Source organism: Microbispora bryophytorum, from assembly GCF_043197435.1.
Lineage (GTDB): Bacteria > Actinomycetota > Actinomycetes > Streptosporangiales > Streptosporangiaceae > Microbispora > Microbispora bryophytorum.
Genome location: NZ_JBICTF010000004.1, coordinates 318,917 through 334,219, shown reverse-complemented (window position 1 = coordinate 334,219; position 15,303 = coordinate 318,917). Strand labels below are relative to the sequence as shown.

The following is a 15,303-nucleotide window of genomic DNA, read 5'->3' as shown; positions in this document are numbered from 1 at the left end:
GGGACAGGCGGGTCATGGCCGCATGCGCGCGACCACGCGCGCCGAGGCGTGCCCGTCGTCCCACGGGCAGTATCTGCGGGCGAACCCCTCGTAGCGCGCCGCGAACTGCCCGAGGTCGCCGTACCGCAGCACGTCGAGCACGTCGTCGGCGGTCCCGAGGACGGGACCGGGGGCCTCGGCCTCGAAGTCGAAGTAGAAGCCGCGCACCTCGTCGCGGTAGTGCTCCAGGTCGTGCGTGAAGAACACCATGGGTCTGCCGGTGCACGCGAAGTCGAACATCGCCGACGAGTAGTCGGTGACCAGCACGTCCGCGGCGGCCAAGAGATCCGCCATGTCGGGAAATCTGGAGACATCGCGGATGCGATCGCCGTTCGGGATCGTCATGTCCCGCGCCACCAGGTAGTGCGCCCGCACGAGCAGCAGGTCGTCGTCGCCCAGCGCCCCCGCCACCCTGACCGGGTCGAGCGCGAGCCGTCCGCCGGTGTCGTCGTCCCGCCACGTCGGCGCGTACAGGATGATCCGCCGGTCGCCGGTCAGGCCAAGCCGCCGCCGGGCCGCGCGGGCGCGGGCGGGATCGAACAGCACGTCGTTGCGCGGGTAGCCCGACTCCAGGATCTCCCCCTCGTAGCCGAACGCGCCGCGCAGCGCGGAGGTGGCGAACGGGCTCGGCGACAGCAGCAGATCCCAGGTCGCCACCTGCCGCGCCAGCTCGTCGCGCGGCACCCGCTGCGCGTACGGCATGCCCTCCAGGTCAAGCCCCAGGCGTTTGAGCGGCGTGCCGTGCCAGGTCTGCACGACCGTCTGCCCACGCGGCTTGCGATACCACCCCGGCTGCGTACGCCGGTTCGCCACCACGAAGCGGCTGGTGCGCAGCGCCTCCTCGTGCTCGCGCGAGCCGTACAGGACCAGGCGCACCCCCGGCGGCACCGCGAACTGCCCGTCCCGGGTGACCCAGACGATCTCCATGCCCGGGTGGCGGCGCGCCAGCTCCTCCGAGACGGCCCGGGGATTGCAGGAGTACTGCCCGCCGCCGTAACTGTCGAACACCGCCGCGTCCCGCAGGGTCGTGCGGCGCGGCGCCACCGCCCGCCGCCTGCGCGTCGCGTACGGCCCACGCTCGTGCGGGCCGAGCGCGGGGCGCACCGCGAGGCTCAGGTCGCCGTCGCGTGAGGTGCGGACGGAGATCTCGTGGAACCCGGTGACGCGCGGCCGCGGCGGGTCGGCGATCAGGGCCGCGCTCAGGCGCACGCGCGTGTCCATGCCCTCCGGTGACACGGTGCCCTCCGGTGACACGGTGCCCTCCGGCGACAGGGTGCCCCCCGGCGACGGGGCGAGCACCCGCCAGGTCCCGCTGCGGAGCGGGAGTCCCTCGGCCGTCCTGCCGACGGCGGCCGTCCACGTCTCCTCGTCCTGGCGGACCGGCCAGGATTGCCGCTCCGCCTCGCGCTCCAGCACGATCCGGCCGGCAGGGCACCGGCCCGTCCCCTCCAGGACCAGCTCGCCGGACTCCGTCCACCGGATCGTGCTTATTTCGCCGCCGGACTCCGTCCGCCGGGCCGTGGCCATTTCGCCGCCCGGATCGGGACGCGGGCCGCCGCCGGTGCGGGGGCCGAGCGTCAGCCCGCGGTCACGGGTGAGGGAGACGCGCGTGTTCCCGGCGTCGAAGACGCGCTCGCCCGGGGCTCCGGCCGCCCGGCCCGTCCGGGTCACGCCCCGCGCCCGGACCCGCGCGTGCAACGCCCACCGGCCGGCGGGCAAGGCGTCAAGGGCGATCACGGTCTCGAAGCCGGAGTCGTCGTGGCAGGCGACCGACTGGCGGGAGTCGGCGGTCACGTCGGGCCTGCGGGTCCGCCGCACCGGCAGAGCGATCCGCTCCTCCCCCCGCTGGAGCCACAGCTCGATCCGGCTGCGCCCGCTGTCCAGGTGGGCGATGTACGCGTGGCCGGCCAGGGCCAGCCGGTCGTCCGCGTGCCGTACGTCGTCCACGCAGGCGACGAGCCGCAGGTCGTGGGTGGCGTCGAACAGGGAGCGCGGGAGCCGGGGATCGCGACGCAACGGGTAGTCGAGATACCAGCGGCGGGGCCGCAGCCCCCGCCGGAGCACGCCCCGGTGCCTGATCTCCGACGCGGCGAACGTCCGCAGCTCCGCCAGCTCGCCGGTCATGCCGCAGGCGGCGAGGTGGATCTGCAGCCGCCTGAGGACCGGCAGCCGTTCCACCGCTTCGGGGTCCAGGCGGCCCAGGCGGCCCAGGATCTCGGCGGGCGCGTCGGGAACCGGCTCGCGTACGGACTCCAGCACGGCGTCGAGGTCGGGGCCCTCCGCGAGGCGCAGGTCGTAGGCCATGCGCAACTGCGGTGCATGCCGTCCGAGCAGGTCCGACACCTCCAGCATCGCCTCCAGGCGGCGCAGCGGATCGGCCGGCGGCCGGGACCCGCGCGTGAGGCAGACCACGTCGCCGAGCACGTCGGCCGAGGTGGACAGCACGTGCGCGGGGATCGTCACCGGGAAGTCCTCGCCCAGGCCCGCGAGGAAGGCGAACCCGTGCCGGTTCCAGAACTCCCGGCGGAAGACCGTGCCGCCCGCCCGCGGGTCGTCCAGCAGCTTCGGATGCCGGGTGATGTGCGTGCGCAACCGCGCCCTGCCCTTCGGATCGCCCTTCTGATCCAGGACATCCGCCGGCGTGGACGTGTGGTCCGGCGCGTACGGCGTCCAGGCGCGGATCCGGCCGCAGGCGAGGTCGGAGCCGGTGTACTCGAGGGCGCCGACCAGCGCGCGGTAGGCGTCCGCGGGGACGACCGAGCCGGGGTCGGCGAAGGCCAGGTAGCGCCCGGTGGCGAAGGACGCGCCCGCGTTGCGCGCCGTGCCCGGGTCGTCGCCGCCGTCGCCGAGAGTGAGGAGTGTGAACCTGTGGTCGGGCGGGCGAAGGCCCCGTGGACGGCCGACGAGGATCACCTCGATGTCGTCCAAGGTCTGGTCGCGCAGGGATTCTAGGCACTCCTCGGCGTGTTCCTCCCCGCCGTGCAGGGGGACGACCACCGAGAGCCTGGCAGGCACCGTCACGCCGTCAGGATGCCGACACGGGACGGCACGCCACCCGGTCCATCCCCATTGCCTTACCCTCCCTTGGCCGCGTCTTGACCCACGAGATGGGAACCGCGGTCCCAGACCCAGGTGGGGGGATGACGCCGGTCCAGGCCGGGCCGAGGTGAGGTGAGGCAGGGGCCACAGAGCGGGTCCGGAGTGTACCGGCTGAGCTTGTCGAAGCGGCATGCCAGGCATACGCGGTCGCCCCTGCTTCACACCGCCTGGCGCTTCCTCCGCAAGTGCAGCCGGAGTACCAACGACTGCGCCTGCGTTGAAGTGGCCGTCTCGCCGGGCGGCGCAGTCAACGTGCGCGACAGAAAGAACCAGGAGGGCCCATCCTGCTATTGGATCCAGCCTACGCGCGCGGCACGCACACCACCGCGCGTTCAGGCCATCCGCGCCGAGATCGACACCCTGTTTCGCCGAGCGCCGCCCGGCCACCGCAACGGCGCCGCCCCACCACAATCAAGACGACCACCGGTCCGGTCACCCTCGCCCGCCCGAAGCCGCGCGGCACCACCAAGAGTTCGCCTCCCGCCCGCTGGGCGCCGGCGTCGCCCGGCCAAATGATCAGGAACCTCGAAAGAGCACGGTACGTTGCCGCTTCGTCACCACCCTTCCTCGAAGGAGGCGAAGGCCGGACACATGGGCAGGCAGGGCGATAACGAGCTTCCCGAGACCGTACGCGAAGAGGTTCACCAGGGCGTTCGCCGCTGGATCACCCGCACCCGCGGCGAGAAACCCGCCCGGGGGAGAGCGAAACGCTGGACCGCGAACGCGGTGCTCGGCACGCTCGCCGCCTCCGCCCTGGCTCCGATCTTCCTCGCCGTCGCGTCAGGGGGCATCGGCTCTGAGGTGTTCCAGACCCTTACCAACGTGGGCACCAACATCCTCAGCGATCTGATCGGCGAAGTCGCCGCCAAGGCGCGCACCAGGAAGCCCAGCGCCGAGGAAGTCGAGGCCGACCTGCTGCAGGCAATCCGCGCGGTCCTGGAAGCGGACAACGACGACGCGATCGAATTGCGGAGTGAGCTCGCCCACCTGTTACGCGTGACGGACGCGCAGGCGGTCGTCCAGAAGGCGGCCGTCGACGGTGAGCTCACGGGGGCGGCGGAGGCGCTCAGATTGCTGAGCGCGCAGTTCTCCGAATTCGCGTTCATCGGCGAGGCGCTGTCCAGGATCGAACGCACCCTGGGAAGGCACGGCGACGTCCTCCACGACGTGAACGTCCGTCTTGAACAGATCCGTGAGACGCAGCTGGCGACCACGGCACTCACCCCCATCAGCACCGCCCGCATGCCGCCCGGATGCCCCTACAAAGGGCTGGAGCCGTACGACGAGGATGACTTCCCCCTGTTCCACGGCCGCGAGAAGGTGACCGATGACCTGATCAAGGCGATGGCCGCCAAGCCGGCCGGCCCCAGTCTGCTCCTGCTGGCAGGGGCGTCGGGCTCGGGCAAGACGTCCCTGCTGCGTGCCGGGCTCGCCGCCTGCCTGGCGCGCGGGCACGACGCGCTGCCCGAGGCCGCGCGATGGCCGAGCGCGACGCTCACTCCGACCGCCTCCCCGCTGTCCGAACTGATCGCCCACCTCACCGCGGTGTTCGGTGCCGGAGCCGCCGCATCTCTCGAAAGACTCGCCGACGAGCCTCACCGTGCACACGAGCTCATCTACCCGCTCCTCCTCCAGCACGCGGAAGGAGGACGGGCGGGACGGCTGATCCTGATCATCGACCAGTTCGAGGAGATCTTCACGATCGCCGCCATCCGATCGCCCGGCCAGGTCACCACCCTCCTGGAGATCCTGCGCTCCATCACAGAGAAGCCCGTCGGCCCGGAAGACCACCCACCGGCCGTGGTCGTGCTCGGCCTGCGTGACGACTTCTGGGGCCACTGTACGAGGCACAAGGTTCTGAACAGGGCCCAGAACTCCCAGTCGTTCACGCTCGGCCCCATGGAGGACGACCAACGGCTCAGGGCCATCACGGGGCCGGCCGAGGAGGCGGGCCTGGAGCTGGAGGCCGGCCTGACCGATATGATCATGGACGATCTCCGGTCTCGCCCCAACAACGAAGGCGCGCTGCCGCTGCTGTCCCAGGCGATGCTGATGACCTGGCGGCAGCGGGAGGGCAACCGGCTCACCCGCCACGGTTACGCCGCCACGGGCGGTGTCGAGAAGGCGGTGTTCTCCGCCGCCGAAGAGGTCTACCGGTCCCTGCCCAGTCACCAGCAGAACCTGGTCCCCCGGCTCTTCCAACGCCTGACCGAGCTCACGTACGACGGCCACGTCCGGCGAGCCATCCGGGTGGACGACGCGAAGTCCCGGGCTGTTCTGGAGAAGTTCGCCGCGATGCGGCTGGTCGTGCTGCGCAGGGACGAGGCCGAGATCTCCCACGACGTGTTGCTGAGGGCCTGGCCGCGCCTGAGGGAGTGGCTGAAGGGTGACGAGCAAGGCCGGCTGCTCGTCGCCGAGCTGAACCAGGACGCGCAACGCTGGAAGCGGAACGCGCGCGACCGCGACTCGCTCTACGGTTTCCGCCGGCTCAGGAGGGTCAAGAAGGTCCTGGCCCGCTGGAACGCGGACGACCGCGACCGCTACCCGCGGCTCGAACCGGCATCAGAAGCGTTCCTCACCGCCTCGTACCGGAAAGTGCGCAGGACCGGCGTCACGGGGCTCGTCGTGGCGGTGACGGTTCCCGTGATCGCGGGCGCCGCCTGGGTGAGGCTCAACGACGTGCGGGCCGCGTCCGAAGCCCACAGCCTGGCTGAGACAATCATCAACCGGAGCCACGCCGTACGGCAGAGCGACCCCCTCGTATCGGGTCTGCTGGCCGCGGCGTCCTGGCAGATCCGGCACAGCGACGAAGCCAGGCAGGGCATGCTCGACTTCCTGGCCACCACGGCGCACGCCGTGATGCCCGCCTCGTCCGCGGCGGCGTTCAGCCCCGACGGCGACACCCTCGTCACAACCGGCGCCGGCGACACGATCGAGGTGTGGGACGTGCGGACGCGCAGGATGCTCGGCACCCTGCCGGACGCGCACACCGGGGCGGTTTACCACACGCTGTTCAGCCCGGACGGCAAGGTCCTCGCCAGCGTGGGGCAGGATCACAAGGTGCGCCTGTGGGACGTCTCCTCTCGCAAGCCGATCGCCGCGCCCATCATGCCGGTCCCCGACGTGTCCGACGCGGACGGCCGTGTCGACACCGTCGGCTTCAGCCCGGACGGCACCCTCATCGCCGTAGCCACCTTGGATTACCGGATCCGGTTCTACGAGGTCGCGACGGGCAGGCCCGTGGGCAGGCCGCTGAGCGTATCTTCCGACGCGCGGATGACGGCATTCGGTCCCAACGGCCGCACCGTCATCGTCAGGGAGGGTGCAACCGTATCCCTGTGGGACCGGGTCACGGGCCGGCGGTCGCGGGCCGTCCCCGTCAAGGCGGACCTGCCGGCCCTGGGCGGCGGCGTCCTGGCGACGTATCACGGCGGCGAGATCCTTCTCTGGCGGTCCACCTCGCTCCGCCCTCTTGGTGCTCCCATCCGCTCGGGAAAGATCGACATGCTCGCCGTCAGCCTCGACGGCTCAACGCTCGCCACGGCCACCGATCGAAGCGTCCAATACTGGGATATCAGGACCCACCGCCTCACGGGCACCACCGTGACCGGCCACAGGGATACCATCACCTCCTTGGGCTTCACCACCGACGGAACCCGTTTGTGGACATTGGCCGGCGACGACACCGGGCGGCTCTGGAACACCCGACTCCTGGCCGAGGTCGGCGATCCCATCGCACTGAGCACAGCCGAGACCCCCTTCGAGCGCGACTCCCGGGTCCTGTCCTTCAGTCCCGAGGGCCATCTGCTTACGGTGGCCGTGGGGGACGAACTCCAGCAGTGGACGACACGCGCCGAGCGGGCGCCGGCTCTGCCGGCAGGCACGTTCGCCGTCTCCCCCGACGGCCGAACCGTCGCCGTCGAGGAAGCCGGGAGGCTCGTGCTCGAGGACAGGGACTCAGGCCGCCGCACGGGAGCCTCGTTGCCGCTGCCGGACGCGGCGATGCGGCTGATCGCCTTCAGCCCGGACTGGCGCGCGGTCGCGATCTCCAGCAAGAACGACATCCAGGTCTGGGATCCGGCCACCGGACACCCGCTCAGCCCGGTCATGACCGGGCATGGTGAAGGTTATTCGGGATACGACCCGGACGGCACGGTCGTCACCGGGCCGATCGACGGCATCGTCGACATGGCCTTCAGCCCCGACCGCACGACCCTGGTCTCCGCCGGAGTGGACGGAGTGCTGCGCTTCTGGGACGTGGCGACCGGCCGCTCCACCCGAGAGAACGCATATGTCGAAGCCGTGAGAATCGACAGCGACGGCCGGTACGCGGTGACGCTCTCACTCGATCCCACGGACGAGAGCTTCGGCGAGATCGGATTGTGGGACCTGGCCACCCGAAAACACGTCGGCACACCGTGGCCGGCGCACGCCGGCGGCGCCGGCGCCGCCGCGTTCAGCATCGACGGGCGGGTCCTAGCCACCGGAGGCCGTGACGGGGAGATCCGGCTGTGGGACGTGTCCACCCGGCGCGCTGTCGGCAACCCGATCAAAGCTCATCCGGGAGCCGTCACGTCCGTGGTGTTCAGCCCGGATGGGAAGATCCTCGCCAGTGCGGGCGACGACGGGACCGTACGCCTGTGGGCGACCGACCTTCCCGCGGATCCGAGAAGGGCCGTCTGCGCGGTCGCAGGCCGTTCCCTGACCAAGGAGGAGTGGCAGCGCTACCTGCCAGGAACGCCGGCCCCCGAGGATATGGGCTGCGGTTCGAACTGAGGGGGGCCGGCGTGCGGCGGTCAGCCGAACAGGGCGTCCGCCACCCGGCGGGCGGCCTGCCCGTCGGCCATCGGGCGATACCTCGCCAGGAACGCGGCGTACGCGTCCCGGTGCTTGGCCGCGACCTCGCCGAGGTGCGCGAGCGCGTCGAGCACCTCGCCTTCTCCCCCGGCACCACCCCAGGCGTTACCGTGCAGCACCGGCCCCGGCGCCTCGGGCAGCAGCCACAGGTCCCGCGGCCGGCCGGCGTGCAGGAGCACCGGGCGTCCCGTCACGGCGAAGTCGAACACCGCCGCCACGTCCCCGGCGATCAGGACGTCGGCGGCGAGGTAAAGCTCGTGCGGGTCGGGATGGCCGCTCACGTCCCGCAGGCGGACGCCGTCCGTCCCGGTCCCCGCCGGGTGACGGACCAGCAGGACATCGTCGCCGGTGAGTCGCGCCGCCAGGCGTCCGGCGTCGAGCGTGTCGTGCTCCCCCGCGACGTACAGCAGGACGCGGGCGCGGCCCGGCAGGCCGAGGCGGCGCCGCACCTCGTCGGCGCGCTCCCGGGCGCCGGCTCCGGTCAGCAGGTCGTCGCAGGGCAGGCCGGTCTCCAGCACCTCTCCCTCGAAGCCGAACGTGCGCCGCAGCAGCGGCGTCCACCACGGGCCCGCGGAGACGAGATGGGTCCACTGACCCGCGCGGAAGCCGTCCGCCGCACCGGGCGCGGAACCGCCGGCAGAACCGGCGGCGGGGCGATCGCAGGAAGAACCGTGCACCGAGGCGCCGGCCGCGTGCACGGGCTGCTGCCAGGTCTGCACGACCACCTGACCGGGCCTGCGCTCGAACCACGGCGGCAGCGGCGCGTCGGTGACGATGTAGCGGCACCGGGCGAGTGCCTCGTAGTGCTCCCGTCCCGACGTGCGCACCGGTTCGACGTCGCCGGGCAGGGCGACCTGGCCGTCCCGCACGTTCCACAGCAGGGGCAGGTCGGGTTCCCGGCGGCGCAGTTCCTCGCAGACCGCCCTCGGACTGCCGCCGAAGCGGGTGCCCGCGCCGCCGTCGAACAGGACGGCGTCCCGCAGCGGCCTGTCCCTCATCTCGGGATAGGTCCTCGTGCGCAACGCCCGCTGAGCCTTCCTGCCACGCTCGTCGCCGGTCAGGTCGCCGCTCACGGTCAGCACGGCCCGGCCCGGACCCGACATGACGATCCCGAACGTGCGGCGGGCCGTCTGGTGGGCCGCCGGCACGTCCGTGTCGAACTCCAGCGGCAGGTCCGTCCACTCTCCCCCGGCGGCGCGTGCCCGGACCGCCAGGGCGTACCGGCCGCGCGGCAGCGGCAGCGGCCCGGCGGGCGAGCCGGCCTGCTCGGGTGTCAGCCGCGCCCGGAAGCGGGTGCCCGCTCCCTCGATCGGCAGCAGCCGCTCCGCCCGCCCCGGGGCGCTGGAGCCGAGGGCGGCCACCACCAGCGCCGACATCTCGTGCGGCACCGCGAGGCCGCCCTCGATGAGCAACTCGCCGCCGCCTCCCCGGTGCGCGGGCAGCCATTCGGCGAGGTCGGCGTACGCGGCGACGGGCTGGTCCCGCAGCACCAGGCCGCCGGTGCGGTCGCGGGTCACGACGACCTCGCGACCGGCCAGGCCGTACCGGCCGGTGGGCACGTCCTCGGCGACGGTCACGGGCGTCACGGTGCCGTCGGCGGCCCGCACCTCGACCTCCCACCACGCCTCGGGCGCGGCGACCTCCGCCGGCACGGCGATCCACGGGGCCGGAGACGCGGGCAGCAGGTCCCGCAGGTCGACGACGGCCTCGAACGTACGCCGGTCGACGTGCACGGGATAGACGCGGGGAACGCCTCCGGGGCGCCGGGTGACCTGGAGCACCGGGCTCGGGCCGAGGTCGTTGACGACATGACCCACCAGGCGCAGGCGGTCGTCGCGCACCTCCCGCGTGACGACGCGGGCGGTCTCCCGCTCGGCCCGCAGCACGAGGACGCCGGTCTCCCCGAGCAGCGGCGCGACGTAGTGGTCGGGGCCCACGGTGCGATAGCCCGCCTGCTCGACGGCCGAGGCGTCGGCGCGCGGGTCGGTCAGCCGTCCGCGCCGCAGGACGCCCCGGTGGAGCACGCGCAGCTCGACGTGCCACCGCCCGAGCCGGCCGGGCCTGGCCAGCGCGGCGGGGTCGATGGCGAGCCGGAAGCCGCCCCAGTCGCGCTCCTTCGACTTCGTGGACACCCGGGTCCTGATGACGGAGGCCGGCACCCGGACGCGCTTCCCCGTGCGCTCGTGGACGAGGGCGGCGAAGACCTGCTGGTGGACCCGCCGGGTGGGGCGCAGGAACGGCGAGGCCGCGCGTCCCTCCACCACGAGCACGCCGTTCTCCCAGCGGACCGCGTCGATGCGGTGCCGCGGGACGAGTTCGTCCCTGGCCCGGGTCACGGCGGCGGGGATCTCGCGGTCGGCGGTGCGGGCGAAGGGCACGTTCAGATGGTGGCCGCCCATCCTGCGGACGAGCCGCCGGTCCGGTGTCGTCTCCCGGTCCCAGGCCAGGACCTCCAGCAGGTCGTCCGGGCGGCGCAGCCGCACCAGATGCCACTGCAGCCGCCGCAGCGCGGGCAATCCGTCGAGCACGGGCGGCGCCACGTCCTCCAGGTACAGGCCGGCGAGGTCGAGGAAGCGCTCCCGGAACGCCGGGGAGGCCTGGTCGAGCACGTCGAGGAAGTTCGTGAGGTCGCCGTCGAGCACGGCGTGGTCCCAGGCGTGGATGTGCGCGGTGAAGTTGTGCTCGCTGAGGAAGCGGCGGACCTCGGTGACGGCCGCGAACCGGTCCTCCAGATGCGCGGCCCGCGTCTTGTCCTGGGTGATCGAGCGGCCGCCGCCCTCGCGTCGCCGCCACAGGTAGACCGGCGTGGGCAGCACGTCCACGGCCCGTGCCAGGAAGTGGGCGCGCAGGGCCACCGCGATGTCCTCGTAGAGCACGCCTTCGGGAAAGGCGAACCCGTGGGCGTCCCAGAACGAGCGGCGCCACAGCTTGTTGGTGACCAGCCGGTCGCGCAGGAGCGCGTGCGCCCGGGTGATGTGCGTGGCCGCGGCGGCGTCGGCGAAGACGGCCCGGTGCATGGCCGACTGGCGGGCGCCGCGCCCGTCGAGGCGCAGCACGTTGCCCGCGGCGAGGTCCGATCCCGTCTGTTCCAGGGATGCCAGGAGGCATTCGAGGGCGTGCGCCGGCAGCAGGTCGTCGCCGTCGAGGAACATCAGGTGCTCCCCGGTCGCGTGCCGAATGCCCGTGTTGCGCGCCGCGCCGAGCCCCGCGTTGGTCTGGCGGACCAGCCGGAACCTGCCGTCGTGCGCCGCGAAGCCGGCGGCGATCCCGGCGCTGCCGTCGGGCGAGCCGTCGTCGACCATGACGACCTCGATGTCCTGCCAGGTCTGCGCGGCGACCGAGGCCAGGCAACCGGCGAGGTACGGTTCCACGTCGTAGATCGGGATGATCACGCTGAGGCGGGGCACGGGCGGTCCTTAGGGTCGGCGAAGCGGCGGGCGGAAAACGCGCGGCTCAGGCCGGGCGCACGAGCGCGCGCAGGCGCCTGCGGAGCCGCCGGGCGGTGCGGCGCAACCGGGCGGTGTGGCGCAGCCGGGCGGTGCGGTGCAGCCGGGCGGTGCGGTGCAGCGGCCTGGGCCCGGAGAGGCTCAGCCCGTCCCGGCGGCGGGGACTGCGACTGCGGAGCGCCCTCGCGGCCCCGGCCACTCCGCGAGCGCCCGCCTCGCCGGTAGCACCAGCGTCACCGCGAGCGCCCCCCTCACCGCGAGGGCCCGCCTTACCGCGACGGCCCGTCTCACCACGAGCGCCCGTCTCACCACGAGCGCCCGTCTCACCGAGAGCGTCGGTCCAGGCGCGGCCGGGCGCCGTCGGGGCGGTCGTCGCGGTGAGCGCGGCGGGCAGGAACCCCCATTTGTCGCCCGCGTCCCACACCGTGCCGTGCATCTCGTGGACCAGGTCGCCGAGGTCGTCCCCCGGCCCTGCGCAGTGGCGGGCGCGGCGTATCGCGGCGGTCCGCTCAAGCCGGGCGTGCACGACACGGCCGTCCTCGCGCTCGTCCAGCGCGAGCGAGACGATCCCGAGCCGCTGCCGGTCGGCGTGCTTGACCACCGAGCCGATGGCGCCGCGCGACGGCACCCAGCCGGGCGGGCAGTGGAAGCGGAACGGCACGGGGAAGCAGTCGTCCGGCACTGCCTCGCGGAACCGGACGCGCGGCTCGCCCTGGTAGCACGCGAGCACCAGCCGAAGGTCGAGCGAGGGGTCGCCGAGCGGATCCCGCCGCCCGCCGCCGAGCCGTCCCCACGGCCCGACGACCGTCACCCGCACGTCGGGCAGCCGCCCGGCGAGCACGGCGTCGACGGTCGCCCTGACCTCCTCGAACGACGCGTCCCCCACCTCGACCACGACCTCGACGTACGGCACGAGGTAGGTGCGCTGGGGGTGCCTGCGCAGCCAGCGGAAGCTCGGGACGCGCTCGGCGAGGTGGGGCCAGTTGTGCCGCTTCACGTCGGGCTCCCGGCGCATGACGGTGGACCGGCCGAGGTGCCAGCACCGGCTGAGCCGGTCGGGCACGAACACGGCCCCCGCCTGGGCCAGCCGGTAGCCGAGTTCGGTGTCCTCGCCGAGGACGAGCGAGGCGTCCAGCCCTCCGGCGGCGCGCAGCAGGCGGGCGGGCAGCGACGCGGTGGCCCCGACCATGACGGAGAAGGCGCCGAAACCGGCCGTCCGCAGGTCGTCGGTCTGGTCCCAGCGCCGTTCGGTCCACTGCGGCGTGGCGTCCTGCTCGGCGAAGAGCTTGGGCACCGCTCCCGCCTCGACGGCCGCGAGCACCTCGCTCGCCGGGACCTCGTCGAGGCCGGGCACGAACCGCAGGTGCCCGAGCACGACCAGGTAGTCGGCCAGATGGTGCCAGCGCATCTGGGCCTCCACGTGCTCGGGAAACAGCACGAGGTCGGCGTCCAGGTAGAGGATCACCTCGCCCTGGGCCGCCTCCGCCCCCGCCGCGCACGCGCTCGCCCTCCCCCATGCCCCGCCGCGCGGGCGGACCACCCGCAGCCGCTCCGGCAGCGGCCCGGCCGCCGACTCGGGCGATGACTCCGGCGGCGGCTCCATGAGCCGCTCGCCGTCGTCCACCACCACGACCTCCATGAGGTGGGCCGGGTAGGTCTGCCGGGCCAGGCTGGCCAGCGTCAGCGGCAGCGTGCGCTCCGCGCGGTATGCGGGGATCACCACGCTCACCGTGAGTGTGGGAGTCCATTCCCCCGGCGCGGGTGGCTCTCCGAGCACCCCGTAGTCGTTGAGCGGGATGCGCGCAGCCCCCGTCACGTCCTCACCTCCGCCCGCCATCGGGCACCGTCCTCCATCAGTTCGTTGAAGACCAGCCCGCGCCACTGCTCCTGGTAGGACGCGAGGAACGACTGCACGGGCTGGCGCCAGGTGTGGCCGTACGCGCTGCGGCGGCGCAGCACGTAGCCGAGGCCGTGGGTGCGGTAGATCCGGCCGCCGACGGCCTCCACCGCCTGCAGCAGCTGACCGTCCACGGTCCTCGCCAGCGGCCGGAAGCCGCCGGCCGCCTCGAACGCCGCCCGGGTGACCAGCATCGTGCCCCCGGCCACCAGCGGCGCGAACCGCTCCGTGCCGATGCACCTCCTGATCGTCACGTCGAGCGACTCCAGGTAGACGAACTCCGCGGCCGAGCCGACGAGGTGGGCGCCGCTGTAGCGCCGGGCGAGCAGGAGGTCGGCGAGGTGGTCGGGCCCATACCAGTCGTCGTCGTCCACCTTCGCGAGGTACGACCCGGAGGCGACGGCCGCCATCCGGTTCAGAACCTCCCCGAACGGCGTCGCGGCGGGGGCCTCGATCACGGTTACCGGCAGCCTCGTGCGGGGGATCGCCGCCTCCCGCGCGGTGAAGCCGTGGAGCCCCACGATCAGCTCGGCACTCACGCCGCGCTGGCGCTCCATCTGCTCGACCGCGAACGGCACCATCTCCGGGCGTCGCGTGCACAGCAGGATCGAGACCTTCGGATCCGGCGGCACCGGCAGGCCGGCCGCCAGGGCCAGACGCCGCCAGCGGGCCGCGGCCCCGTGCTCGCGCAGCGCGGCCCTGCGCAACCGGATGCTCAGCTCCTCGCGGCGCAGGTCGGACGCGAGCGCCTCGCCGGTCACGGCGGCGAGCGCGGCGGCGAGCGCGGGGCCCAGCGCCCGGTCGCGGGCCGGGTCCGGCGCGGCGAGCACCGGGATCCCGGCGGCCGAGAGGGCGGCCACGACGCGGGCGACCGCGCTCGCCCGCCCCTGCCCCGCCTGCGCGTCGAGCGCGGGCACCTCGATGCCGCGCACGTCCCGCAGGCGGGCGACGTCCACGTCCGTGACCCGCCCACTGGCCGGCAGCCGCACGAGCCTGTTGCCGCCGAGGGTGACGACGAACCCGTCCCGGTGCGCGGCGAGCGCCGCCGTCTCCTGCGAGGGATGCCGGCGGAATCCGATGGGGTTGACCACGGCCTCGTCCAACGGCGGCAGGCCGGCGGCGACCGGGCGGTCGACCACGGGACCGGCACCCACAGACGCAGCCATCGGACCCGCAACCACAGAGCCCGCAGCCACCGGACCGGCACCCACAGGACCCGTAACCACAGGACCTGCAAGCACACAACCGTCTGCCTCAGCCCGGCGCAGCGGCAGGTCGCAGCCGGGGGCGTCGCGGCGGTCCGGCACCGGCCCGCCGGGTGGCGTCAGCGTCACGTTGGGGTCGCCGGGCCGCCAGTCGGCGGTGACACCGCCCTCCAGCCCCGCGACCGGGGTGACCGCCTCGCATCCGCCGAACAGGCCGTTCGCGACGTGGGCCACGACGTCACCGGCCGGCACCGGCTCGGTGAAGGCGGCGTCCAGGTGCCAGCCGCGCCCGCGGCGGGAGACCCGCATCTCGGTCAGGTGTCGCCAGCAGGCGCCCGGCGCGGCGACCGGCAGCGGCTGGGCCGCCCAGGGCGGCACGTCGGCGACGGCGATCCGCACCCGCGTCGTGGCGGGCAGCAGACCGCGCAGCGGCACCGCCCTGCGCAGGTCGGCCGGGGACCGCGCGGCGAGCACGACGCATCCGATCGCGCCGGTCGCGCCCGGCTCCGCGTCCCGTGTCTCGCCCTGTGCCGCGTCCCGGCTCTCGTCCCGGTTCTTGTCCCGGCTCTCGTCCCGGCTCTCGTCCCGGCTATCGCCCGCGTCGCCCACCGGAGCTGCCGCAAGGCCGGGGACGGGGACGTCGTCCAGCGGGGTCCAGGGACCGGCGAAGCCCTCGACCAGGCGGCCGAGCAGCATGGGACAGGACTCGAACCCGATCCACGTCCCCCACGCCGACCGGGTGGCGGTTCGCGTCACCCGC

The 15,303-nt window shown here is 73.6% G+C and carries 6 protein-coding genes; 2 read left to right on the top strand and 4 right to left on the bottom strand.

The features are described from left to right. Positions 1–12: 12 nt before the first annotated feature. Positions 13–3,060: a CDP-glycerol glycerophosphotransferase family protein gene (locus ACGFIB_RS15110; RefSeq protein ID WP_393372005.1), complete on the bottom strand. Its 3,048-nt coding sequence runs from the start codon at positions 3,058–3,060 to the stop codon at positions 13–15. A gap of 150 nt (positions 3,061–3,210) precedes the next feature. Here ACGFIB_RS15110 and ACGFIB_RS15105 point away from each other — a divergent pair, with 150 nt between their 5' ends. Both ACGFIB_RS15105 and ACGFIB_RS15100 read left to right on the top strand, forming a co-directional pair. After that, positions 3,211–3,654 carry a DUF397 domain-containing protein gene (locus ACGFIB_RS15105; RefSeq protein WP_393372003.1) on the top strand — a complete coding sequence of 148 codons (444 nt, stop codon included), beginning with the start codon at positions 3,211–3,213 and terminating at the stop codon, positions 3,652–3,654. Between the two features lie 75 nt (positions 3,655–3,729). Continuing rightward, on the top strand, positions 3,730–7,914 hold the full coding sequence (locus ACGFIB_RS15100; protein ID WP_393372000.1) for an NACHT and WD repeat domain-containing protein: 4,185 nt from the start codon (positions 3,730–3,732) through the stop codon (positions 7,912–7,914). 20 nt (positions 7,915–7,934) lie between these two features. On the opposite strand, the gene ACGFIB_RS15095 is transcribed toward ACGFIB_RS15100, so the two are convergent. From ACGFIB_RS15095 to ACGFIB_RS15085, 3 genes are read right to left on the bottom strand one after another with little or no spacing between them, the layout of a single operon-like run. Further along, entirely contained in the window at positions 7,935–11,402 is a 3,468-nt protein-coding gene (locus ACGFIB_RS15095; protein WP_393371997.1) for a bifunctional glycosyltransferase/CDP-glycerol:glycerophosphate glycerophosphotransferase, read from the bottom strand. Between the two features lie 46 nt (positions 11,403–11,448). Beyond that, positions 11,449–13,257, bottom strand: a complete 1,809-nt coding sequence (locus ACGFIB_RS15090) for a glycosyltransferase (RefSeq protein WP_393371994.1) — start codon at positions 13,255–13,257, stop codon at positions 11,449–11,451. Beyond that, complete coding sequence (locus ACGFIB_RS15085) at positions 13,254–15,299, bottom strand: glycosyltransferase (RefSeq protein ID WP_393371991.1); 2,046 nt, start codon at positions 15,297–15,299, stop codon at positions 13,254–13,256. Before ACGFIB_RS15085 ends, ACGFIB_RS15090 begins: the two co-directional genes overlap by 4 nt. Positions 15,300–15,303: the final 4 nt, after the last annotated feature.